The following is a 26,091-nucleotide window of genomic DNA, read 5'->3' on the forward strand; positions in this document are numbered from 1 at the left end:
AAATTGATGAACAGAAAAAGAAAATCGAAACACTTCGCTCTGCCTTGAACAATGCATCTAACTCTTTCGGTGAAAACGACAAGAGAACAAAGAACTGGCAGATCCAGCTGAACAACGCTGAGGCCGCTCTCAACGATATGGAGCGTGAGCTAAAGCAAAATGAAAAAAGTCTTAAAAATACAGGTGATGAGTTTTCAGACGCCGGTAAGGAAGCCGACGAGTTCGGAGATGAGGTTAAAAATGCTTCGGATGATGCTGAAAAATCCTCAAAAGCCATACAAAATATAGGCACAGCGGTAAAAGGAATGGCGGTAACCGTGGGAGCCGCCACTGTTGCCGCAGGTGCCGCCCTGGTTGGACTTACAAAAAAGTTTTTAGACCTTGCTGAATCTACCCGAGAACACCGTGAAGACCAAGCAAAGCTTGATACTGCCTTTACTACAGCAGGTTTTACCGCAGAGCAGGCGGGAAATGCTTACACCGATTTTTATTCTATCTTAGGCGAAGAGGACAGAAGTGTCGAGGCGGTAAACCATCTGGCAAAGCTTTGTAAATCTGAACAGGAGCTATCCCAATGGACGGACATTGCCGCCGGTGTTTGGGCAACCTTCGGTGACAGTCTGCCCATTGAGGGTCTGACGGAGGCTTCAAATGAAACCGCCAAAACCGGACAGCTTACCGGAGTTTTGGCTGACGCTTTAAACTGGGCAGGAGTAAGCGAGGAGAATTTCCAGTCCTCACTTGACGGCTGTAACTCGGAACAGGAGCGTGCGGCTCTCATAACAGACACACTCAACGGTCTGTATCAGGAGGCGGCGGAAAACTACAAGGTTTTAAACGGCGATGTTATCGAAGCCCAGCAAGCCCAGGCAAGGCTTACCGACGCATATGCCCAGCTGGGAGCCGTTGCAGAACCAATAATGACCACACTTAAAACTATGGCTGCCGGTGTTTTAGAGGAGATGCTTCCATTTGTTGAGCTTATTGGCGAGGGCTTACAGGGAGTTCTTACCGGAACAGCAGACTCCGCCAACATACTGGCAGAGGGTATTGCCGGACTTACGGAGCTGCTTATGGAGAAAATCTCACAGATACTTCCTGTGATTCTTCTTGCCATAACCGAAAGCCTTCCGGCGCTGTTAACAGCCGGAACGGATATTTTAATCAACATAATAAACGGCATCGCTTTGGCTCTTCCTCAGCTGACAACTGCCGCTTTGAATGTGATTTTAACCTTTGTAAACGGGCTTATCACCTCTCTGCCTTTGCTTTTGGATTCGGCTTTGCAGATTATTACTGCTTTAGCCACAGGACTCAGCTCCGCTCTGCCCACATTGATTCCGGCGATAGTACAGGTCGTAACTCAGATTGTCACAACTCTGGTTGAAAATCTTCCGATGATTTTAGAAGCCGGACTACAGCTGATAACCGGCTTGGCACAGGGTATTTTAAATGCCCTGCCCATAGTCATAGCGGCTCTTCCGGAGATAATAGGAGGAATAGTAACATATTTCCTTGAGTCAATCCCCATGATTATAGACACGGGAATAACCCTTCTGACCTCTCTTGTGGAGGCTCTTCCTGAGATAATCAACGCCATTGTAGCCGCCATACCCGAGATAGTAAACAACATAGTTAACGCCTTAATCAACTCCATACCTCAGATAGTTCAGGCGGGATTTAATCTTCTTACCTCCTTGATTCAAAATCTTCCCCAGATAATAGTAAGTGTTGTTGGGGCTGTGCCTCAGATTATATCCGGCATAGTTGATTCCCTGTCCGGAAATGTGGACAAGATTATAAACGCAGGCGTGGAGCTGTTTATTTCACTTATTGAAAATCTTCCGACAATCATCGTCGAGATAGTAAAGGCAGTCCCTCAGATTATCACAGGGATTGTAGAGGCATTCGGAAACCTCATGTACAAGATAACCGATATAGGAGGAAACATTGTAAAGGGGCTGTGGGACGGTATAACGGGACTTGCCAGCTGGCTCTGGGATCAGGTTTCCGGCTGGATTTCCGGAATCTGGGACGGAATATGCAGTTTCTTCGGCATAAATTCTCCTTCCAAGGAAATGGCATGGGTTGGCGAAATGCTTGTAAAAGGTCTTGCCGGCTCCATTGACAGCGAAGGTGATTTGGCAGTCAAGGCAACCGAGAATCTTAGCCGTGACATAAGCGGAGTTATGAACGGTCTTTCAAAGGATATGAACAGCTCACTTCCCACAGACTTTGACCTAAGCGGCAATATCCGCTCGGCTTATGACGGCTTGTCCTCCGAAAAATCCCACGGCTTTACAATAGTATTAAACATTGCAAACTTCAACAATTACAGCTCTGACGATATACGTCAGCTTACCAATGAGGTTATGGAAACCGCAAATCAATTTGCCATGAGGAAAGGGGCGGTATTTGCATGAGTTATTTTACCTACAACGGGAGAAGCTCCGAGGAGTTTAAGCTCCATATTGAGAGCAAGAATGTTTTTTCCGCTCCCGAATACGACATAGAGTTTCAGTCGATTCCCGGCAGAAACGGCGATCTGATAATATCAAACAAGCGTTTTTCAAATGTCAAAATTTCCTATACCGTTTTTCTGGCGAGGAAAACTGTTTCCGATTTATCAAAAACTCTCAAAGAAATAAAAGGCTGGCTTTACTCGGAACCGGACAGATACCACAAAATAACAGATTCCTATGACAAAAACTACATTCGATACGGAGTAATACATCAGAATCTTGAGATTGAGGAGCAGTTAAACAGAGTCGGCGTGTTTACAGTTACATTTAACTGCAAGCCTTTCAGATACAGTCTTGAGGGATTAAGTCCTGTTGTAATAGAAAACGGAGGAAAGATATTAAACCCAGAGCTGTTCCCCTCAATGCCCATAATAGAAATTAAAGGGTCGGGTGATTTTTCTTTGACGGTTCAAAACAAGGATTTTAACAAAACATGGAGCTTTAAGGATATTGAAAAGGGAGTTTCCTGCGACAGCGAGCAGATGAATTTCTATTGGGAAACAGAGCTTTTAAACCAGAAGGTAACAGGTAAAGATTTCCCGGTGCTCAACAGCGGCGAAAACTTCATTTCAACCATAGGAAATGTTGAACAAATCACTGTAACACCCAAGTGGTGTTGTCTTTAAAAATGTATTGCAAATTGCTATACAATATGCTATTATTTAACTGAAAGGTAGGTTGATTTATATGTCTAAAAAAAGTGCAAATGTTACAGTTCGAGTTCAGCCTGAAATTAAAGAAAAAGCGGAAGCGGTGCTGGAACAAATAGGTATGCCGGTTTCCGTACTAATCAACACGCTTTACAGGCAAATCATTATGACCGGCGGCATACCTTTTTCTCTCTCCGTCCATAACCCCCAGACTCTTGATACAATGACGTCGGAACAGTTTGATGCAATGATGGAAAAGGGTTATAATGAAGCAATCTCAGGCAACGGAAAGAGCATAAACGAAGCTTTTAAACAGATAAACGAGGACATTTAAATGGAATATGAAGTAAAAATCACGAATCAAGCTACAGCACAGATTTATGAAATTATCTCATATATATCACATGTACTTTTAGAACCTGAAACAGCAAAAAGATGGTCAAGCTTATTGCAGGAAAAAATTTCTGAGCTGAATACCATGCCTTCGAGATTCCCTCTTATTATTGATGAACCTTGGCGAACAAAGGGTATACGAAAAATGGTTATTAAAAACTTTATCGTGTATTTCTTTATTAAAGAAAGCGACAGTACGGTTTGGATAACAGCTGTGCTTTACGGAAAACGAGATCAACTTTCCGCTTTACGTGATTTAAAAATTTAGCAAAACATTAAAAAGAGTCGAGAAATCGGCTCTTTTATTTTGTCCAAGAGGAGGTGGTGCTGTCTATGATTCCTGTTTTGTTTCCGGCAAACGCCGTTGATTTTTCGACCTTCGGTTTAGGCGCTCTTACAGACACTGTTTCCTGCGAGGTCACAGAGGAGCGAAACGGTGTGTTTGAGTGCCTTTTAAAATATCCTGTAACCGGTCAGCACTATTCGCTGATTACAAAGGAAGCGATAATCAAGGTAAAACCAAACGATACCGCAAACCCACAGGCTTTCAGGATTTACAGGATCACAAAACCCATAAACGGATTAGTTTCGGTTTACGGTCAGCATATTTCCTATGACCTTGCCAATGTTCCGGTTATGCCCTTTTCCACAGACAGCCGTTCGCCCTCTTTGATTTTAAATCAGCTTTTATCGGGCGATGCAAGGTTTACCGGCTGGACGGACTATTCGGAAGATAAGGATTTTACTGTTGAGAAGCCCAAAAGTGTGCGTGCCTGTCTCGGCGGTTCGGATGGTTCAATGCTTTCAAAGTGGCACGGCGAGTTTGAATGGGACAACTTTACGGTGAAGTTCCACACTCACCGTGGGAAAAACACAGGAGTTGTAATCGAATACGGAAAAAACCTTACAGACCTTGAACAGGACGAGGACAATTCCGGCGTTTACACTTCTCTTTTACCCTATGCCGTATATACGCCGGAGAATTCAGAAACCGAGGAAGTCGTAACCCTGCCCGAACAAACTCTGCCAATAGTGTCCTCGGAAATGACAAGAGAAAAAACTTTGATTATGGATTTTACGGATAAATTCGAGGACGGGGCGGTAATCACGGAAGAGCTTCTCCGTGGAGCGGCAAAGGACTACATAAAAAACAACCCTTTGGGCTACACAATTCCCACAGTTAAAATCTCCTTTGAACCCTTGTGGAAACAGCCGGAATACTCAGCGCTTTTGGAGCGTGTGAACCTATGCGACACTGTGACAGTCCGTCACACCTCTTTGGGAGTCAGCGTTTCGGCTATGGTCATTGAAACGGTTTACGACTCACTGGCAGAAAGGTACTCAAGCATAACGCTGGGAAATGAGAAGTCCAGCATGATAACCTCCATATCACAGGTTCAGTCCTCGGTGGAAAAGGTGGAAAATACGGTAGGCAGGTTTCCCAAGCTTTTACAGTCGGCGGTAAACAATGCCACTGCCTTAATAACCGGACAGACAGGCGGATATGTTGTGATAAACTGCGATGAAAACGGCAGACCATATGAACTTTTGATTCTCGATGAACCCAGCATAGAAAGCGCCGTTAATGTCTGGAGATGGAACTCGGCAGGATTCGGATTCAGTTCCAACGGCTATAACGGACCATATAAGACGGCAATCACTTCTGACGGAAAGATAGTGGCTGACTTTATCACAACCGGTTCTCTGCTTGCAAACATCATAAAGGCAGGTGTTATTTCATCTCAGGACGGCTCGTCATGGTGGGATTTGGAAAGCGGAGAGGTTCACCTGAGAGCCTACGCCACCTCTTCAACGGTGACGGAAATAAGCGACAGGGTCACGGAGATTGAAGAAAAGAAAATGTACAGACTGGTTATAACCTCGTCAAATGGAAACATTTTCAAAAACGGGAATATCAGCACAACTCTTACCGCCACTGTCTATTCTTGGGATGAGAATATAACGGAAAGCCTTGATAATAATCAGTTTATCTGGACAAGGGTTTCAGATGACAGCGACGATGATAAGCTTTGGAATTCTGAACATTACGGAGGAACAAAGGAGATAACCATAACCTCAGATGATGTAAAAGTTCGTGCGACCTTTTTCTGTGACCTGATAGACCCAACCACAAGAAAAAGCCTGTTGTAACAAAAACAGGGATTCCAAAGGGACCACGTCCCTTTGGCAGGAAGTTTGAAGGACAGAGTCCTTCAAGGTCTTAATAATAATACAAATAAAACAGGAGGTACTTATGAGCAAAGCTCAGGGACAATTTACAATTATTGACTATAACGACGCCTTGACCCTTACGGGTTACATAGGCTCAAACCTTGCAAAAACACAGATGTTCAACCCGGATAACAACACATATTCGCCGGACTGGACTTCATCCAATCTGGTGCTGACTCCAAGCCTTTATGTTATAGGAACAACTACAGATAAAATAACTTCAAATGAGGTCACCTCTGTAAAATGGTATATCGGAAGCTCTTCCACCGCAATAACATCTTCCGGCTCCTATTCTCTAAGCGGAACAAAAAGCCATATTCTCACAGTAAAAGGAAACGTGATGGCAGGACTTCCGGGCATTGATTACCGATGCGTCATAACCTATAAAGACCCATCAACGGGACTTTCAATAACGCACCCGCTCACAATCTCATTTTCAAGAGTTGTAAACGGCGGCGGTATTGTCGACCTGCTGGTGACAACACCCAAGGGCAATGTTTTCAAAAACAGCGAGATAGCGACCTTGACCGCCGCAGCCGAGCTTTGGAGAGGAAGCAGTGTAGACACAACCAACGTCACCTACAAATGGGCATTGATGGACCCAAGCGTTACAGGTTCCTCCTCAACGGGATATGACTCTGACTTCGGCACAGGCTGGAAAAAGCTTTCCGACACAACAGGAAAATATACCGGAACCGCAACATCCACCATAACCATATATGCGGCGGCGGTTGAAAGCTATGCGGTATTTAAGTGTATGGCAAAGGACACGGATTCAACCTCAAGCACATACAATTCAAAGTTTTATGATGTGGCAACCTTTATCGATAATTCAGACCCGATTCAGATAATCATAACCTCAACCGGCGGAGATGTTTTCAAAAACGGACAGGGTTCAACCACACTGACCGCAGTCTGCTATCAGGCAGGAATGGAGATTGATTCAGCCGGCATAGGAACATACACCTGGACAAAGTACGATAAGGACGGTTCAATAGACACTTCATGGGGAACAAACGGCTCAAAGATGGGAAAAACTCTTTCAGTAGGAACGGCGGACGTTGATACAAAAGCCACATTTATGGTGGTTGCGGAGCTTTAGCATGAGAGCAACATCACAGTTCACCATAACCAATATATGCGATGTGATAACCTCGGACACACCGCCGGACAATCCCTATTTCGGTCAGCTTTGGGTAAACACGACACAGGTTCCGCCAAAAACAATGGTGTGGGACGGCTCGGAATGGGTTGAGGAGAACGGTCTTGAAAGTCTGAGAAGCGAGGTTTCCGTCAACACCGACAGGATTTCCGACTTTCAGTCGACCGCCGACGGACTTAACAGCTATGTTTCCTCTCTCACCGAAACGATACAAACAATATCCGACAGCCAAGGGGTGATTGAAGAAAACCTTTTAAGCTCGGAAAAAAAGCTTTCAAACCTTTCCCAGACCGTAGACGGACTTACACTGACCTTTGAAGAGCAGTACATGGGAGGGATAAACTATGTTAAAAACTCAGCCGGACTTAACGGCATTACCGACGACTGGGAATACTCGGGAACCGTGTCCGTTGACTCCTCCACAGACACACAAAACAATACGGTTTCAGACTCTGCTATTGTGCTGGGATCTTCTTCAAATCTCACCCAGTACGTTTACAGCGTTGTGCCGGGGACTTATACCATAACGCTCAAGGCGAAAAAGACGTCAAACTATTCGGGGTATGTGAAAGTGATCTACAACGGCAATAAATCCGAGGATGTTTTTAATCAGGTCCCCTCCTTTGGCTGGACAGAGTTTTCGCTGACTCTCAGCGACGTGACAGACCCGACTATAAAGCTTTTCTGTTACAGCCGTGGAAGCTCTCTTTACCTTTCAGACATAACGCTCACCGAGGGCGCTATTCCCAGAAAGTGGACGCCGGCTCCCAACGAGATTTATACCTCCGAGGTCAAAATAGACCGCAGGGGTATTGAGGTTTCAAACTCCGCTTCTTCTCAGAAAACAGTTATAACCAACACGGAGTTTGCCGGATATTACAACGACGAGGTTATTTTTACCCTCAATAAGGACGAAACACTGACAAAGAAAACCACCGTAAACGGAGAGCTTACGGTGGGGAAAACAAAGTTTGTGCCTCTGGAAGATTCCTCTCAGGGGCTTAATATCGTTGTTCTTGATTAAGACCTTGAAGGACTCTGTCCTTCAAACTTCCTGCCAAAGGGACGGTGGTCCCTTTGGAATCCCTTCACTGCTCACATAAAACTTAAAATACAGGCGAGGTGATTTTTATTATGGCTTCATGGACAAGCTCTTCATATGAGGGCAGATATTTACAGCTTACAATAACCGAAACAGTAGACACGCCCGGGAATTCCTCAACACTCAGCTGGACACTGACTTCCGCCGGAGGAATAGAAACCTATTACACTGTTGACGCCACAACCGTTACAATAAACGGAACCACAGTTTACTCAAAGGGCAGAACCTACTGGAGCGACAGAGTTTTCCCTGCCGCAAAGGGAAGCGTAAGCGGAACCATAAATGTTCCACATAATTCAGACGGAAGCAAAACAGTAACAGTGGGATTTTCAACACGTGTGTATATTTACGGTTCTTTGGAATACGGCGGAACCATGACACTGACAAACATAGACCGAACCGCTCCCACGGTTTCCTTTTCTATTAACAGTATAACCGCTAAGGGGTTTTCTGTTTCTGCCACATCTTCGGCTGTCTGCGATATTTGGCAGTACAGCGTAAATGACGGCTCAAGCTGGACGCAGTTTTCAACTGCCGAAGGTACATCCGCTTCAGCGACAATATCAAATCTCACAGCCAACACCTCTTATACAGTAAAGGTCAGGGCAAGGAAAAAATCAAACCGGGTTTACGGAGTTTCTCAAAGTGTATCTGTTAAAACTCTGGGAGGTACGGAGATAAACAGCGTTCAGGATGTGACGGCTGACAGCAGCACGGTATATCTTTATCTCAACACAACAGTTTACAACGCCTCCTACACACATACACTGAAAATCAAAAACGGAAACTCGGTATACCTTACAATATCAAGCTTGAAGTGGTCTTTAGGAACGGCGAGCCGCACAGTAACCCTAACCTCATCGCAGAGAACAACGCTTTTAAACGCCATGTCAGGTTTTAAATCTTTTAAAGCGGTATTTGAGCTTACAACCTTTAACGGTTCAACACAGATTGGAACTGCATCGACGTTTACAGCCGAGGTAAAGACAACAGAGGCAAACTCAGCGCCAACACTCAGCGGTTTTTCATACAGGGACAGCAACAGCACAACGGTGAGCATCACAGGCAACAGCCAGTATCTCATACAGGGCTATTCAACACTTACAGTGACACCGGGAACCGCCTCAGCCAAAAACGGAGCGTCTATTGAAAATTACACAGCTTCATGCAACGGAGTTTCCGTTTCAAACACAGTATCCGGAGATTTGACAATCGGGATTGTTACTGCTTCCGGAAGTGTGGAGGTTGTTCTGACGGTTACAGACTCAAGAGGCTATACCTGTTCCAAGTCAGTAACAATAACGGTTATCGCCTATGAAAAGCCAAAAATCTCATCGGTTACACTTAGGCGAACCAACGATATTGAATCTGAAATGCAGTTAAAATTCAGCGGTTCAATATCTCCTGTTACAATAAACGGAACTATGAAAAACACGGTGAGATATATCCGCTACCGATACAAAAAGACAAATCAAAGTTCATACGGAAGCTATTACAGCATACTTTCAACAGCCGATATAAACGGCTCGTCCTTTTCCTATGAAAACCTTGAGCTTTGTAATCTTGACGCCAATTATTCCTATGACTTCCATCTTCAGATTCAGGACAGACTGTACACATCAACTGCGCTGGATATTTATTTTGTTGTGCCACAAGGAACACCGCTTATCGCTTTAAGAAAAGGAAAAGTGGGAATAAACACGCCCAATCCTCAGTCCGCCCTCGATGTTGAAGGGGAAATAAGGATGAACGGATTTAATATTATGGGACTGGTTATGGAAGCAATTCCAGACGATACAAACCTTAATGACCTGACTGCGCCGGGGATTTACTTTAGAAGATATGCGGCAGATACAAGCTTAAACTATCCGTGTACAAACTACGGTATGCTTGAGGTTTTCTCGTGCAGTACAAATGTGGTTATTCAAAGATATACCAAGCGTGACAGTCCGTTTACCATGTATGTCAGGTCAAAGGTAAACTCATCCTGGAACGCCTGGGTTCAAAAATCATAATTTAAGGAGGATAAACATATATAATGAAACAAATCTGGACTTTAATACAAATAGGCTTTTCCGCTTTCGGGGGATTTGTCGGCTGGTTTTTGGGAGGAAACGACGGCTTTATTTACGCACTTATGGCGTTTGTGGTAATAGACTACATAACGGGAATAATGTGCGCCATAGCCGATAAGGAACTTTCAAGCGAGGTGGGATTTAAAGGCATATGCAAAAAGGTTCTCATCTTCGCTTTGGTGGGAATCGGAAATCTTTTGGATATTTACATATTGGGACAGGCAGGCATTTTGAGAAACGTGGTGGTATTTTTCTATCTCTCAAATGAGGGCGTGTCCATATTGGAAAACGCCTCACATATCGGTCTGCCGGTTCCCGAAAAATTAAAGGAAATACTTAAACAGCTGAATAATAGAGAGGAAAAATAATATGAATTTACATAAGCTTATTCTTACTGCAAATGCCTGCTACAAAGCAGGAGAAAAAATCACGGTAAAGGGCATCATGGTTCACAGCACAGGGGCAAATAATCCGTGGCTTAAACGATATGTAGGTCCTGACGACGGACTTCTGGGGAAAAACATCTATAACAATCACTGGAACACATATCATCCCGGAGGCAGTGAGGTTTGTGTTCATGCTTTTATAGGTAAACTTAATGACGGAACAATTGCAACATACCAGACTTTACCGTGGAATCACCGTGGATGGCACGCAGGTGGTTCTGCCAACGATACGCACATCGGCTTTGAAATCTGTGAGGACGGGCTTACCGATAAGACCTATTTCGACAAGGTTTACAAGGAAGCCGTGGAACTGTGCGCCTACCTTTGCAAGCAGTACGGTCTGACCGAGCAGAATATCATCTGCCATAACGAGGGATATAAGAAGGGCATCGCATCCAATCACGGTGATGTGATGCACTGGTTCCCCAAGCACGGAAAGAGCATGGATACCTTCCGAGCAGATGTCAAAGCACTGCTTAGTGGCGGTACTTCTGAGCCTTCCACAAATCCTGATACAGGCACAACCATCAAAACGGGTGACCTTGTTAAGATCACAGGTATCAAGTATTATGGCGGACAGACCATTCCCACCTGGGTGAGAAATCAAAACTGGTATGTGCAGGAGGTTTCCGGTGATCGTGCTGTCATCAACAAGAATGAGAGCGGTACGAATGCTATCATGTCCCCGGTTCGTGTGTCTGATCTGGCTCCTGTGAGCGGTAGTGGTGCCACTACTTATCGTGTCCACACCGTGGCCAAAGGCGACACCCTCTGGGGTATCGCCGTGAAATACCTCGGTAGCGGTTCCCGCTACAAGGAGATCAAAACGCTCAACGGTTTGACCAGCGACACCATCTTCAGCGGTCAGAAACTGAAAATTCCCAACTAATTCCAAAGCCCATCGAGCCATTTCGGTTCGGTGGGCTTATTTTTGTGTTTTCCCGCCAAAACGGACTTCTCGTTTCCATTGGGTACTGAGGGAATCCCTCAGATGGAGGTTTCGCTATGCGTGAAAATACAATGAATCCAATCGAACTGCAAAAAGACTACCAATACTATTTGGCACAAAAGGCAGCAGATGAATTATTGGCAAATGGACTTATTTCCTTGTCCGAATTTAACAAATTAACGCAGATTAACCGTGACACATTCTCACCGGATTTGGTGGAGATTATGCCGAAAATAAGTTGATTATCCATGCTTTTAGAGTTAATATGTGACACTACAGAAGGGAGGTGTGACGCATGAAACGGGTCACAAAAATTGCCGCCGCTCCAACCGCAGTCTCCAAACTGCGAGTGGCAGCCTATTGCCGTGTTTCCACGAACAACGATGCACAGTTGGAAAGTCTGGATACCCAAAAAAATCACTATGAACGATATATTTCCGCTCGAGTTGACTGGGAATTTGCCGGGATTTATTATGACGAAGGAATCAGTGGAACCAAGAAGGAAAAACGCATGGAACTTCTTCGGATGATTGCCGACTGCAAGGCAAAGAAAATAGATCACGTCATTACAAAGTCGATCAGCCGCTTTTCGCGCAATACTGCCGACTGCCTGGAAATTATCAGAAAACTCCTGCGGCTCAATGTCACGGTTTTCTTTGAGAAGGAAAACATTGATACAGGGTCTATGGAAAGCGAGGTTCTCTTATCGGTTCTCAGCAGTATGTCTCAGAGTGAATCCGCTTCCATTTCTGACAATGTAAAATGGTCAATAAAGCGGCGCTTTCAAAATGGAACTTTTAAACTGATCTATCCGCCTTACGGTTACCTTTGGGACGGAAACAACCTTGTCATCGAACCAAAGCAGGCAGAAATCATCAAGCATATATTTTCTGACGTGCTCTCAGGCAAAGGCGTAGAGACGATTGCCAAAGAACTCAATGCGCAAAATATACCGTCAAAGAAGGGCGGCCGCTGGACTCCTACCACGATTCGTGGAATCCTATCCAATGAAAAATATGTGGGAGATGTCATTTTCCAAAAAACCTATACCGATGAAAGATTTGTTCGGCACAGAAATACCGGACAGCAGGATATGTATATGGTTACTGAGCATCATCCGGCAATTATAAGCCGTGAGGATTTTGAGGCGGTACAGTGCCTTACGGCACAAAGATCCAAGGAGAAAGGCATTGGAAAAGGTGGCTCAAAATACCAAAAACGATATGCTTTCTCTGGGAAGATCATCTGCGGTGAATGCGGTGATACTTTCAAGCGCCGGATTCATTCCGGTTCATATGAAAACTATGCCGCATGGTGCTGTAATACCCATCTTTCCGATAAGGCATCATGCTCTATGAAGTACATCCGGGATGATGCGTTACAAATGGCTTTTGTAACCATGCTGAATAAGCTGATCTACAGCCACAAGCTGGTCTTGAAACCGTATCAGAGGACGATTGCAAACAATTCAAAGGACAAAGCACTTGGCCAGATTCAGCGGTTAGAGCGTTTACTGGAGCAGAACTTGGAGCAAAGAGAAACCCTCACCAAGCTTACGACCCAGGGATATATCGATCAGGTGCTTTATAACCGGGAAAACAATGCGCTTCTTGCCCAAGCGGATGAATACCGGGCAAACATAGAAGCCATTAACACAAATATGACCGGCGATGTATCGAAACTGAGTGAAACCGCAAAACTGCTTCGTTTTGCAGAACAAAGCGATATGTTGCAATCCTTTGATGAAACGCTCTTTACCAGCTTTGTAGATCACATTCAGGTATTCAACCGCAGTGAAATCTGGTTTGTTCTAAAATGCGGACTTACTCTCAAAGAAAGGATTGGTGAGTGAATGGGACATACACCTTTTGGCTACCGGATAGAAAACGGTGTCGCAGTTGTTGACAAGATCGATTCCGCAAAAATCAAAACGCTATATTCCGCTTATCTCAGTGGGCTTTCTCTGGAAACCGCCGCAAATGAGGCCGGGATTAAAGCCTATCACGGAACGGTTAAGCGTATTTTGGAAAACAAGCATTACCTTGGGGATGATTTTTATCCGCCTATTATTGACCACAAAACCTTTTGTGCGGCTCAGGAGGAGCGAAAACGTCGAGCCACAAAACTTGGACGTAATCATAGAAAAAAGCAGCATCGATCCATTCGGATACCGACTGTTTTCACAATGAAACCTAGCACACAATATGACCCGAATCCCCAAAAGCAAGCAGAATATCTCTACAGCCTAATTGAAAGCGAGGTGCTGTAAATGGGAAATGTTATGGTGATCCCTGCTAGAAGGCAGGTCGGAAACACTGCCCGTCAGGACACAAAACCGAAGCTTCGAGTCGCAGCGTACTGCCGTGTCAGTACTGACAGCGATGAGCAGGCTACCAGCTATGAGGCACAGGTTTCTCACTATACAGAATACATTCAAAAGAATCCGGAGTGGGAATTTGCAGGCATCTTTGCCGAAATGTAAACCCAAGAATTGATACAAATAAATGCCGTTGTCAGAACGGTAGAATGGCTTGAAATCAAGGACTTTCGGGGATTAGAGACTCTCCGGCAGCCCTTTCTTTATGTTTATCTGCTGGTGGTATCACGACAAAGCGAGGATGGCGCTGACAACAGCAGCAGATAAAACGACAACACCCACAGGAAAAAACGGCAACAGCAGAAATCCATTTGACAACACCCTCTGACAACAGCCATAGGAAAAATTAAAATGTTTGACAAGATTGACAACGACCACGACAGATCAATCAGTCGAGGTTATTCTTGTTTTGGGCATCATCTCATCTGTTGTCCAGTCTTGTATTCGTGAGCGAGAATGGCTGTAAATCGCGTGCGAAATGAGGAACCGTGTGGAAATACTGCTGTTCAAGATTTATGCTGGACTCGTCCCATGTAAGCGGTTTGATCGAAATACGATGCGATGTCCTTGCTATTGCATTAGAATATATCGCAACAAGTTGCGAGTTTTGGCTTGACAAAGACGAACGGCCCAGTGTATAATATATGTTAACGATGAAAAGTTGAAAATGAAAACGCCGAAAGAATGGAGTGAAAGTATGGCTATTTCTTATAACAGGCTATGGAAGTTGCTAATTGACAAAAAGATGACAACGGCAGAGTTAAGAAAACAAGCTGATATAGCGCCAAACACCTTAACGAGAATGAAGAAGGATCAAGAGGTAACCATGCAGGTTCTGGAGCGGATATGTGAGGTTTTAGATACAGACTTTGGTGAAATAGTTGAGTATTACCCTGACGAGGAGCGGTAAAGCAGAATCAAAGGAACTGTACTTTTATAGGAGGATCAACATATGAAGGAACTTAACAATTCTTTTTTGGCTATTCAATATCATCTGTATGCACATCCGCTATACGCATGTTGTTCACAATCCGATGACAGCCTTAATGTCCTGATAATTGGATTTGGAGTACACGGGCAGCAATTTCTTGACGCTTCCTTGCAAAGCGGCCAAATTCGTAATAAGAAGTTAAACGTAACGGTCATAACGGATAGTGAAAACGAGAAAACGGCCTATCTCGCACAACGACCTGAACTGCCCAGCTTTTTTGACATAGACGGCACATTGTCTGAAGACGATGACAATTATGGTCGCATTTCATTTGAATCTTGCCAACTTGCTGGGAACGATCAGAATGAAAATGCAGATATACTTCAGACAATAATGTGCGAACAATATGACTTGAGGAGACCGCATTATGTTTTTATTGCACTGGGCGATGATATGTTGAACAGGGCGGCTGGTGATGCCTGTCGAACCGCAGTTGAAGTTTTTGAAATGAGTTGCTCTATCAGTTATATATGCGAAAAGAGCACATCGTCTGACGAACAGCTGTCATTCCTTTATCCGCTCTTTATTAATGCCGATATAAAGCGAATTCCTTCATATCTTGAAGTTGAGCGAATGGCGTTCAATACACACTTGGTTTGGGAGAAAAACCTAAATGTCAATTACGGAGCAGTACGTGCGGGATACAGAAAGGATTATAACCATAGCTCCTGCGTATCCAGTGTCCTTTCGCTTAAGTATAAGTTGTATAGTATTGGAATTGACTTGGAAACGACTGGCTTTGTTGAAGCAGCGAGGAGATTTGGAGGAATACTGTCAGATAAAAGCAATCGCGGGCTGAAAAATGAGCTGATCTGGATTGAGCATCGCAGATGGGTTGCGGAGAAGCTTTGCCTTGGATGGCAACATATCTCCGATCTCGAAGAGTGTGCAACTGGCATTACCAAGGATGAGAAGCGTAAGAGGCATGTGTGTATTGTCAGGAGCAGACCAGATCAGAAGCTTGCAACGGAGTTCAGATCCAATGATAACTATGATAAATGGGATAAGGCTTCGGATACGGATCTTGGTCAGCTTGATGATTTGGATCGAATGTCAGTCGAACTGCACCGTGTCTATGCCAGGAAAGCAAAAAAAGCAAAGAAGCAGAATCTCCTTTCAGGTAACAGCATAGCTGCAATTAGGTCACTCATAGAAGGCAACAAAAAAGCCCTGGTAGCATTCCAGGAGTGGTTTACTTGCCTGAAGGACGTTTGGAATGGAGATATGGGTAAGGTTCGTCAGTATAGAAGCCTGAAAATGGCCTTTATTAATGCCTCCGAGGGACTCCCTGTTGAGCGTAAAAAAGCTGTTCGTGAACAGATCAAGGCTTTTGAAACCGTTTATTATCCCGTTCTTGCTAGCATGGAATACAGGGATTGGAAACAGGATGATGTAGCTTTGGTTGACAACATTCCTTTCATCCTTACCTATACTGAAAACGCCTATCTTGCTATTCCTTTTTCAACAGGCGATAACACTGCAGTTTTTGGTAATGTTGCAGCTTCAACTGTAGTCAGTCCATCGAGAATTCTATACCTATATTATATCGAGAAAAGGCAATCGCTTAATGAACTCAGCGAATCAATTCCATATGTCATCGAATACATGCGGAAAAAGAACTTCAAGGCTGTCGTTGAATTTATTCTCCTTTACCCTGATGCTGTTGCCCCCTTTGTAACAGAGGAATATGAGAAAAGCATAGTTCAACTCGGCAATGGACGCATCAGACAGGTCAAGCGAATTGCAATTAAAGGGATTGAAGCAGTTCACGAAAACTTGACGGCTTACTTGAATCATAGGCGTACGGGTAAGACACTGTTCGCTGTGGAAAAGAATACTACCACACTATCTTATATGCTTCAGGGTGCAGGGTTTTATAAATTATTTCCTTGCTATCAGTTTGACTCATGTAGCATGAAATTTCATGATATCTCCAATTGTGAGATGCTGGGCTTTATCAGAAAGACGCCATACATAACTGTTACAGATATGGCAGCATTTAGACTTTCATCAAGCGAGAGTAGCAATCACCCCGAATTCTATGCAGATTACAAAGATCTGTGGAAGAAATACCGGGAAAAAAGCTCTGCGTGGAAATCGCTTTGTGACACGCTTGGTGCCTATTCCGAGAAAAATGATATCATTGCTTCATTCAAGCGAAAGGCCCCCAGAGACAAGGAGACAGATCAACAACGATATACCTACATTCTGCCTTTCGCCTGCAGTGAAAGTGTTACCAAGGTCCTTCGGTTTTTGAGAAGTCAGGAGATTGTTGAGCAAGGAAGCAGAGTCAGCAGTTATACGACCGACTCTTGCGAGGTTGTAATTATTGACCGGTGCGGGTATCGAAACGAGTACGATAGATTGTTTTCAAACATCTATGCATTGATGCTTCCCGGTTTCATAAGCGTTCATCTTAATACAAAGAGTAGAGAAGCTAATGTTGCTTTTGACGACCTTGTTGTAAACGGCGTTCAGGTAAGTGCAGGGAAAGCCGCCGAAATCACAGGCTTGATGGAATACTTCCGTGACAGAGGGTATGTTATCAATCTCTTTGCTGCCGATGGCAAACTAAGCTTTACCTATGCTACGCAGAGAATCAAGGAGTTGCTCACAACAGCCGGGAAGATGCTTGAGGTTTATACTTACCACAAGGTTAAAGAACTTGGCAGATTTGATGATGTCGTCAGCAGTTTTGAGATTGACTGGGAGGGAACCGATGTCAAGAGTGAGTTCGATTGCATACTGACAAAAGGGTTCAGGACTCTCTTTGTGGAGTGTAAAGCTCGATTGGACATTGAACAGGAATTCTACTACAAGATTGCTGAGTTAAAGGATCAGTTTGGAATTAACGCTACTGCTGTTCTTGTTGCAGACACACAGGAAAAGCCCTTCTATACAAGTACGCCTGTAAATGCAATGCAGCGTCGTCGTGGTAACATGATGGATGTGGTGACTATTTGGAGACCTGATGAGATCAATAACATCGGGCATACTCTTTTAAAGGTCATTAATGGAACTTATGCAAGTGAGGAGGATAAATAACATGTACAATCCTAAACCTGTTGATACTAGTGATATTTCTTTGCCGGAGGAATTGCTTGCTCTTACGGAGAAAATAGCTGAAAATGTTCATGATGTATGGGCTGTCGGTCGTATCGCCGAAGGATGGACTTATGGAGAGAAAAAGGATGCAGAGAAGAAAACTACTCCGCTCCTTATCCCATATGACAAGTTGCCAGAAAGTGAAAAAGACTACGATAGGAATACTGCGTTTGAAACACTAAAGCTAATCGTTAAATTGGGTTATACCATTTCAAAAAAGGATGATTAAAAGTTAAGAGATGCTCCGCCTTTTATAACGTTTATAAGCTTGGTTAAATAACTCAATGTTTGATAACCGTCATGATAGGTGACACATCGTGATTGGCAATGGATGGTGAATATGATGAAAACGAAGAAGGATATTTTTATTTCATATCGTAATGATGGCGTGGGAAACAACTTCGCTACAAGGATAACGAATGATTTGAAGCGTTCTGGGTATAGTGTTTATTTTAACCCTGATGAAGCGAGGAGTGGTGATTTTCCTGAAAGACTGAAGCAAGCAATAAGCGCATGTAAAGATTTTATTTGTATTGTCACAGAAGATTATATTGCTCAATTGGAATCAAATGATAAAATCTGTTGGATAAGGGATGAACTACTTTGCGCAAAGAAATTTGGGAAAAACATAATTCCATTACTGATTAATGGCGTGACGATGCCTGACGATGCATCTAAACTCCCGGATAATATTTCATTTTTTCCCAATATAGATGCATATGTTTTCCCTGAACAATATGTCAATTCACCGTATTCTCTTCTTTGTGAAGTTTTGTTATCTAAAAATGACGGAAAGAACGGATTTAGAGATGTATACAATTCAAGTGAGTTATTTGATCCTGATAAGTCATTAGAGGATATACTGGTCAAAGCGAACGATGGAGATATATGCGCAATGCTGAGCGCAGGAATCTATTATTATTATGGGGTTTCCGGCGGCAAAGATGAGCGCAAGGCTGCATTGTGGTTTAAGAAGGTTTCTGCTACCGAAAGTGAATATACTCCTATTGCTGATAAATTTATAGCCCGCATGTATTATGCAGGTAGTATGCCTCGCGAAAATCAATCGTATGAGAAAAGTTATGAATATCATGTTAAATCTGCACAGGGTGATTTGTATTCTGCTGGTCAGGTTGGATTTATGCGCAGTATAGGTAGTGGATGCATTTATAATTACGATCAAACTGAAGAGTACTTTCTTTCTATATTGGATTCGTTGGACAACCCGCGCAAGGATACATTGTGCAAGTTCTATATTGAGCACGGAGAATTTAATAAAGCTGCAGATATTTATAAAGAAATGGCAGACACCTATCCTAATGCGGCATATCAATTAGGACTTATGTACAAGCGAGGTGTATTAAGCATTCCGTTTATGCCGAATTATACAAAGGCGGCAATGTACTTTCAAATGGCGCTTGATAACGGCTTCATAATGGCTGCATTTGAATTAGGCACACTTTATTTTAATCCGGCGGGTTCATTTAAAAAAGATTTCGCGAAAGCTCAAAAGTATTATCATATTGCTGCAGAAAATGGAGATCCCAACGCGCAATATATGCTTGGATATATGTATAATTATGGACATGTGGAGAAAAATCTTACGCTGGCAATTGAGTACTTTGAAATGGCAGCCAAACGGGGGCATGTATTATCAGCAGCACATTTAGCCCTTTTATACCAGATCCCTGAGGTCCATAATTATGAAAAGGCATTCAATTATTGCAAATATGCTGCTGATTGCGGGGACGCCCCTTCTGAATTTGTTTTAGGTACATTATATTTGTCGGGAAGAGGTTGTGAACCTGATGAAGATAAAGCTTATCTGTGCTTTAAGCATGCTGCTGAGAATGGTGCTCCAGAAGCATTATCGATGCTTAAGCAGATGGATGAATTAGGGATTTAAAATCATTAATGATTTAAGGAGGCAAGAAATATGAGCAATAATCCTCCAACCGGATCTGGAACCGCATATCGTGAGAGCTTAAGAAAGCATTATGATGATCTCATGAAAGAGGCGGAAGACGAAAATAGAAATAGACTTTGCTGGATTGAGGATATGCTGGACTCCGTTTAAAAAAAATAAGCGAGAGCCTCACATAAGCACATAAGATTGAGACACTCAGAGGGGAAGAACACCTAAACCGAGGATAAGGATGTGTAAATAATGAGCGTTGGAAACGTACAATCTAAAAATGCCGATGTATTTCTGTCTTATTCGCATAATGACAGCGCCTTAGTGGAAAGAATCGCTGATTCAATTTGCGCAGCCGGTTTCTCTAGTTGGATTGATAAAGACGAATTGCGCGCCCAGGAAAATTTTAATGCTGCAATAGATAGCGCTATTGACAAATCAATAGTCTTTATAGCATTTCTCTCGAAGACTTATGTAAATAAGCCCTATTGTATTCATGAGTTTGACCGTGCTATCGATAAGCAGAAAAGCATACTGGCTGTTTGCATAGATGATGTAAGTGAGAACACAAACAGGCAAAATGCTTATCTTTTCTCATTTAGTGCTGGTCATAATATTCTTGGCTTTGGTTCTGGAATTGATGATAGTGATAGTAGTATTGAATCATTTGCCCTAGAAATCATAGCCAGTGTTCCCATGGAGCAATTAAAGAGGTACTCGGTCAGTGGCGATATAAACGATTATCCTCCTATCAGTACTCCTGATTATATTATTGCGCGTTTACGCCTTTATCATGAAAGGCAATACGAACAAAGCGGAAACTATGCATTAAATGAAATAAGAAGCGAATTGTTCCCTGCTATTAGAAACTCAGAAATAAATGTACTGTATAAAGATGACAATAATAAAGATGTATCATTAGTCAAATTCTTCTCCGAAGTAGATGGACAAGCAGATCACGACAAGCACATATTAATTACCGGAGAAGGCGGTGCAGGGAAAACTGTTTCTTTGCTTAAGACTTGTGAATACTTACTTGGAAAAAGAATAAATGCAATTTATGTTCCCCTTAGTAAAATAGATGCTGATTTGACATTGGATCAATATTTGGAACGCATTGTATGTGGTGGCAACCAAAGATTGTGGCGAGATCTCAGAGATTTGATGAGTGTGCCTTATACAACGGTTCCCAATGTTGTTCTTTTGCTGGATGGGATTAATGAAGTCTCCCTGAGTTATATAGAATTATTTGTAAAAAGGATTATCAAGAAGACCTATATTGATGCCTATTGCGGTGTCAAACTTGTTATGACATCACGATGGTTTGATAATTCGTTGATGCACAGTCTTAAAGAAAACGTTGTATCACTCGAGATGCAGCCTCTGAACAAAGAAGCCATTAACTTGTATTTACAGAACATGGGGCTTCCGTCTGTCGTAGACGAAAAAGTGCTATCTGTCATAAGGACCCCGCTAATGCTGACTTTGTTTGCGGATGTTGAAAAGCATAAAGATAAATATCAGAATATAGAAGGCATTGTTCTCGAAGAAAACCCTAATACTGCGGGGAAGATACTGAGCAATTTTTTTCAAACTCAATTATATCGAGCTGCGGAAGAAGAAAGCTTTGACAGAGCAGCTCATCTTGTGTTATTAGAGTACTTGTTGCCATCTCTCGCATACAAAATGATTGAAAAGCAATCTTTGTATTTGAGCGAAGATGACGTGTGGGATAGCATAGATGAAATAAACGATGAAGGCGAAAGATACTCTTGGTATAAGCGCGATAAACTTCGCAAGTTAATTCGCGGAAGAAGTCGAATCGATGCTGACACATTAATTGCTCTTGCAGAGGGTTCACTACATTTCCTGCATAAATCAGATTCGGGCTATGAGTTTCTGCATCAAAGTTTCCGTGATTATTTTGCTGCATTTCACATTTCAAATGAAATGAAATCTTTTGCCAAGGATGCTGAGCGAATGAATGCAGTGGAATCTGTTTTGCAGCAAAGAACATACTCTGATGAAATTCTTGGCTTTGTTTCTGACATATTGCATGAAGAGAACGCTCAACCAATACTATCAGAACAAGGATGGGAATTCCCTGATAAAGAGAGCGTATCTGCATCGAAAAAGAGTGTTGCCGAACAATTATTGTCTCTGTGGAGAAACAAAGCTGGCAAATCTACGCAAAACGCCGTGGCCAACATTGTTAACATTATGAAAATCGGTCGTCAAAATCTTATGGCGTGGTGTGATTTCTCTCATCTTGATCTCAGAAAGTGCTGGCTTAATAAGTGCCGATTTACAATCTGGTATGAGGACAAATATTATTCCAGCATCTTTGACGGAGCTTGGATAGATAGAACTAATTTTCTGTCTGATGGACACGAAGCACAAATAAGTGCAATTGTTTTCGATGGCATATCGCGAGTTTTTAGTGGAGATAAAAATGGAGTGGTTAAGGTTTACAGTGTAGCTAAGCACGTTTGGATTGATTCAATTCAATTGCAATCTAGTGCTGTTGTTGATCTTGCGTGGGAAGACAACAATGAAATGTTGGCCATCATGTATGAAAATATTGTTTTCTGCTATTCTGTAAAAAAGAAAGCCGTTGTAAGCAGCTACGGTAATAACAGCAAAAGCAAAAACTTCAGGTATGTTCAGTTCACCAAAGATAATGAGGTCAATGTTTCGTTTGACTTGGAGCCCTTGATTTGGTGCGATGTTCACGGAAACAAACTGCCATCAGAACTATCTTATGACGTACCGGCAAGATGTGCAAAATGGAATCCTCGAAGAAAAGAATTTATCAGAAGCAATATGCTGCAACTGATTTCCGTAGCCCGTTTCGATGATAGAACTCTTTCTTGGGAACTTCCTCCAACTTTAAAAAAGAAATTGGATGATGATAATAGGTTGCGCAAGGAATCTCAAGAGAAAACGAGGGCTACTCAATATATGAGTCTAAGAGACGCTGGTGCTACAGGAAGCGGAAGCATATGCTGCATTCAGTATAATGAGAATGGTTCGAGAGTCTTAGTGGCAATTCAAAATTTACTGGTCGAGTATGATGCAGAATCTTTTGATGTGCTTAACAGAAAAGTATTCTCGGCGAACATCCAGTGTGCATGTTATTTGAGAAATGGGATCGCGGTTGGTTCTGGAACTAATTTGATAGTTTTAGATTCAGATTTTTCAGAGGAATCGGCATTACAAGGATCACAAATTAAACAGATAGGGGTAGTCTCTGAAGATTATGAGGGAAATGGATATTATGTTTTTTCTTCAAATGGAGAAGTAAAAAAACTCAACCATGAACTGATAGTTCAGAACATGCGATTTACCGGAAGTAAAACTGGTTGTGTGTGGGTTCGTGATAGATTAACTAACAGTATCCAGATGGCATTTTTGCCTTGGAAGCGTTTCCCATTTGGAGCGCGTTATTCCTACGAAACGGATCGTATTGAACCGCTAGGATGGAGATATGAATTTGTCGATATTCCCGAATATAGTGATGACGATGAGCAACGGGTTTACAAGATGGATTCATCTTTGTTAGTAATAGAGCGTTTTCCGCCGTATCGAAAGTTAATATATTCAAATTACACCGGCATTTGGATTTTTGGGTGTTCATTTAATGGCATTCATGGAGATATGAGCAATCGTCGAAATATCAATTTTCTGATTCAGAATGGAGGCATAGTTCATGACATCACCGAATAATATGAGCGTTTCTCTTTATGAATTTGATGTTCAGGGAAATTGCTATGCAGACGTTGTACTTCCGCCCTCCGGCAATAAGATTTCAGGCTTTAGAGTTAAGTTGGGCCCCGGCGGAGGAATCATGGTTCATATGCCCTCTGGCATGGGAACCTCATGGAGCTTCAAAGAAGTAGAATGGGCAGAAGTTAGAAAACAAATAACTGAAGAGTATAGGAAATCAATCAATGATCAGCCGATACTGGTAAAATTGCATAGCTTTGATGAAAAGAATAATTGTTTGGCCGATATAACACTTCGTGATACAGGCGTCGTGATTAGCAATTTAAAGGTTATGCCCGGACTTGGTGACGGTATTATGGTACATATGCCATCATGGATGCATACCCGATGGTCGTACACGGAGGTACAATGGAGTGAGGTGCGACAGATAGTCACACGAGAATACTTGGCGGCAGCATCAGCAAAAAAACAATCAGATAGATCTAATACAGGTGGGACACAGATTTGCACTTTCTATTCATCAGTTGTCAGGGTTGAGGCTGATGCGATGGCTACTATTACGTCTACAAATGAACAAATAGATGGTATCCACCTTGTGCACACAAAAGAAAAGGATATCATACAGGTTTTTATGCCCAGAGAAATGAACTATTACTGGAATAAAACCTGCATCGAATGGGACCAGTTAGTTGAAATCGTCACAAATGAATATAGGAGACAGGTGTTAGGTGAAGATTATGAATACATATCTGATTCAGCCACCATAGAATTTCGTCGTGTTCAGGAAGTTACATCTTGCATGGCTGATGTTAATCTGCCGCACAAGAAAAGCACAATTAAAGGATTCAGAATAAAGAAAACAAAAGGAGAAGAGCGAGTCGTTATTTCAACGCCCAAATGGATGGGACGTTGGAATGATAGCAGATTGACATGGTATGATTTGTGCTCCTTAATAACAAGTGAATACAATAAATCATTTAAAGTTGAGGGCAAAGTCCCAGAAAGCCATCAGAAACCAATAGACAAAACGGTTTTGTCTGAGGATGACGAGCCATCCACAAAAAGCGATCTGGTCATACATGGTCCCAAACAACAGGCAAAAGAAAAAAACGAGCTTGGGCGTATCAAAAACGCCGAAAACTCATCTTTCATTTTCTATCCGAGAACCGTACTGAGAGCCGTTGACTCTTCAGACAGCAGTGGCTCAGATTCTAAAAAGAAACTCTTTGATTTAGTATCTGCACTTAACAAAGGGTCTTTAGGCGGCATTGGCCCGTTTGAAATAAACATTCTGGAATGGATCGCAAAGCTTCGCTATGTTTCAAGCACGATGCTGGTTGACCTGATAAAAGCAGGATATGTATCATTTGGCTGGAGAAACGAAGTTACTCAAGCGAAACTTAGCAAGATAATAAACAGAATGGCGAATTACCAGATGATAACATTAACCAGATTCGTGACGGTAAATGATGACGGGAGCTTAGATAGCAGTAATTACTCTACAATGAGAATAATAACACTGGGGCGAAATGGCAGTATTCTTTTACATGAATTGGGTAAGAACGCTACCCGATATAATGCTTTTGATATTTTTCAGGACGGTAATACGGTTAAGCGTTTTTTGACTGCCAATCAGTGGCTGGTTTATTGGTTAAAGACATATAAGGACGAAATAGGTGAAGATTATGAGACAAGCTGTATCATTCATCTAAAAGGTGTAGAGTATGTTGGCGCAAGGATATACGCCACTGTAACGATAAATGATTGTCCAATGATAGCGGAGCCGGTTAGGCGCGTAGAAGAATTTGAGATCGAAAGTAATAAACAATGGCTTCGTGAGAAAATTGAAAGATTGTCTCTACTGTTTGCCAACCTGGATCAGCTTTACCATGGCAAAGCTGAAATTAGTTTTCCTCAGAGACCTATAATAGTTCTTGTCTGTGAGGATGATGACCACATGCTTGAAGTATGGGAATCTATTAAGTCGCTGCCAGAGATCAGCAATCAAGAGATCTGGTTTTCCAGTGATCTTAGGATTTTCAATTATAACAAAAGAGGAAAGAGATTTCTGCGCTTTATTGAAGGTTCACTGCAGCCGATTGATTTAAAAGGGGTTTTGGGAGTAGACAACGAGTTGAAAACTTCCATTTCAACGACGGATGACGGTGAGCAGATTAGTTGATTTTTTCGAAGGTGCAAACATGAATAATTGCCCTTACTGCGGATCTGAAGATATATATTTCAGCAAAAAGAGAAAACTATTTGTTTGTGAAGATTGTGACAAAACATTTTCTGAACAACAGCTTTCTGAAGGCGCAAAGCCCAAATCTTCAGACGGAGGCCTTGAGCTTTTCTTCAGTTATGGACACGACAGGAACCGCCTTCTTGTTGAACGCATAAAAAGGGACTTAGAGAAGCGAGGACACCAATCAAGGTAACAGGATAC

The 26,091-nt window shown here is 42.6% G+C and carries 22 protein-coding genes and 1 pseudogene; all 23 read left to right on the plus strand.

Annotated features, from left to right (window positions below):
- A partial coding sequence (locus B5F08_RS13265) for a phage tail protein (RefSeq protein ID WP_087378121.1) occupies nt 1-2,423 on the plus strand: 2,423 nt, incomplete at its 5' end.
- The gene (locus B5F08_RS07970) at nt 2,420-3,148 is read left to right on the plus strand and encodes a distal tail protein Dit (protein ID WP_087378123.1); all 729 of its coding nucleotides are present in this window, start codon (nt 2,420-2,422) and stop codon (nt 3,146-3,148) included. The genes B5F08_RS13265 and B5F08_RS07970, both read left to right, overlap by 4 nt.
- Before the next feature lie 61 nt (nt 3,149-3,209).
- Nucleotides 3,210-3,506, plus strand: coding sequence for a type II toxin-antitoxin system RelB/DinJ family antitoxin (locus tag B5F08_RS07975; RefSeq protein ID WP_087378125.1), 297 nt, complete (start codon nt 3,210-3,212; stop codon nt 3,504-3,506).
- Nucleotides 3,507-3,833: a type II toxin-antitoxin system RelE/ParE family toxin gene (locus B5F08_RS07980; protein ID WP_087378127.1), complete on the plus strand. Its 327-nt coding sequence runs from the start codon at nt 3,507-3,509 to the stop codon at nt 3,831-3,833.
- Between the two features lie 65 nt (nt 3,834-3,898).
- Nucleotides 3,899-5,716, plus strand: coding sequence for a phage tail spike protein (locus tag B5F08_RS07985; RefSeq protein WP_087378129.1), 1,818 nt, complete (start codon nt 3,899-3,901; stop codon nt 5,714-5,716).
- A gap of 103 nt (nt 5,717-5,819) precedes the next feature.
- Nucleotides 5,820-6,899, plus strand: coding sequence for a hypothetical protein (locus B5F08_RS07990; protein ID WP_087378131.1), 1,080 nt, complete (start codon nt 5,820-5,822; stop codon nt 6,897-6,899).
- A 1-nt stretch (nt 6,900) separates the two neighbouring features.
- A complete protein-coding gene (locus B5F08_RS07995; protein ID WP_087378133.1) occupies nt 6,901-7,983 on the plus strand; it encodes a hypothetical protein in 1,083 nt (360 codons plus the stop codon).
- Nucleotides 7,984-8,093: 110 nt separating this feature from the next.
- Nucleotides 8,094-10,076, plus strand: a complete 1,983-nt coding sequence (locus tag B5F08_RS08000) for a DUF859 family phage minor structural protein (RefSeq protein ID WP_087378135.1) — start codon at nt 8,094-8,096, stop codon at nt 10,074-10,076.
- A 23-nt stretch (nt 10,077-10,099) separates the two neighbouring features.
- A complete protein-coding gene (locus B5F08_RS08005) occupies nt 10,100-10,504 on the plus strand; it encodes a phage holin family protein (protein ID WP_087378137.1) in 405 nt (134 codons plus the stop codon).
- Nucleotide 10,505: 1 nt separating this feature from the next.
- Nucleotides 10,506-11,471, plus strand: a complete 966-nt coding sequence (locus tag B5F08_RS13745) for an N-acetylmuramoyl-L-alanine amidase (protein WP_087378139.1) — start codon at nt 10,506-10,508, stop codon at nt 11,469-11,471.
- Nucleotides 11,472-11,587: 116 nt separating this feature from the next.
- Nucleotides 11,588-11,773, plus strand: coding sequence for an SHOCT domain-containing protein (locus B5F08_RS08015; protein ID WP_087378141.1), 186 nt, complete (start codon nt 11,588-11,590; stop codon nt 11,771-11,773).
- Nucleotides 11,774-11,826: 53 nt separating this feature from the next.
- Nucleotides 11,827-13,383: a recombinase family protein gene (locus B5F08_RS08020; RefSeq protein ID WP_087378143.1), complete on the plus strand. Its 1,557-nt coding sequence runs from the start codon at nt 11,827-11,829 to the stop codon at nt 13,381-13,383.
- On the plus strand, nt 13,384-13,800 hold the full coding sequence (locus B5F08_RS08025) for a recombinase family protein (protein WP_087378145.1): 417 nt from the start codon (nt 13,384-13,386) through the stop codon (nt 13,798-13,800).
- Nucleotides 13,801-14,007 (plus strand): annotated as a pseudogene (locus B5F08_RS08030) (recombinase family protein); the annotation flags it as partial. It abuts the gene before it with no gap.
- Nucleotides 14,008-14,113: 106 nt separating this feature from the next.
- Nucleotides 14,114-14,236: a hypothetical protein gene (locus B5F08_RS13630; protein ID WP_275532168.1), complete on the plus strand. Its 123-nt coding sequence runs from the start codon at nt 14,114-14,116 to the stop codon at nt 14,234-14,236.
- A 369-nt stretch (nt 14,237-14,605) separates the two neighbouring features.
- Nucleotides 14,606-14,818, plus strand: a complete 213-nt coding sequence (locus B5F08_RS08035; protein ID WP_087378147.1) for a helix-turn-helix domain-containing protein — start codon at nt 14,606-14,608, stop codon at nt 14,816-14,818.
- Nucleotides 14,819-14,860: 42 nt separating this feature from the next.
- Nucleotides 14,861-17,944 (plus strand): Card1-like endonuclease domain-containing protein, encoded by a 3,084-nt coding sequence (locus tag B5F08_RS08040; RefSeq protein ID WP_087378149.1) that lies wholly within the window; start codon nt 14,861-14,863, stop codon nt 17,942-17,944.
- Between the two features lies 1 nt (nt 17,945).
- Entirely contained in the window at nt 17,946-18,233 is a 288-nt protein-coding gene (locus B5F08_RS08045; protein WP_204245173.1) for a RyR domain-containing protein, read from the plus strand.
- A gap of 111 nt (nt 18,234-18,344) precedes the next feature.
- Complete coding sequence (locus tag B5F08_RS08050) at nt 18,345-19,910, plus strand: TIR domain-containing protein (RefSeq protein WP_158096256.1); 1,566 nt, start codon at nt 18,345-18,347, stop codon at nt 19,908-19,910.
- A 30-nt stretch (nt 19,911-19,940) separates the two neighbouring features.
- Nucleotides 19,941-20,081: a hypothetical protein gene (locus B5F08_RS13270; RefSeq protein WP_158096257.1), complete on the plus strand. Its 141-nt coding sequence runs from the start codon at nt 19,941-19,943 to the stop codon at nt 20,079-20,081.
- A 90-nt stretch (nt 20,082-20,171) separates the two neighbouring features.
- On the plus strand, nt 20,172-23,645 hold the full coding sequence (locus B5F08_RS08055) for a TIR domain-containing protein (RefSeq protein WP_087378153.1): 3,474 nt from the start codon (nt 20,172-20,174) through the stop codon (nt 23,643-23,645).
- Nucleotides 23,629-25,827 (plus strand): hypothetical protein, encoded by a 2,199-nt coding sequence (locus B5F08_RS08060; RefSeq protein ID WP_087378155.1) that lies wholly within the window; start codon nt 23,629-23,631, stop codon nt 25,825-25,827. The genes B5F08_RS08055 and B5F08_RS08060 overlap by 17 nt, the downstream gene beginning before the upstream one ends.
- Nucleotides 25,811-26,083: a transposase gene (locus B5F08_RS08065; RefSeq protein ID WP_158096258.1), complete on the plus strand. Its 273-nt coding sequence runs from the start codon at nt 25,811-25,813 to the stop codon at nt 26,081-26,083. Before B5F08_RS08060 ends, B5F08_RS08065 begins: the two co-directional genes overlap by 17 nt.
- Nucleotides 26,084-26,091: the final 8 nt, after the last annotated feature.

Origin of the sequence: Anaeromassilibacillus sp. An172 (assembly GCF_002160515.1) — a bacterium.
In the GTDB taxonomy this organism is placed as follows: Bacteria; Bacillota; Clostridia; order Oscillospirales; family Acutalibacteraceae; genus Limousia; species Limousia pullorum.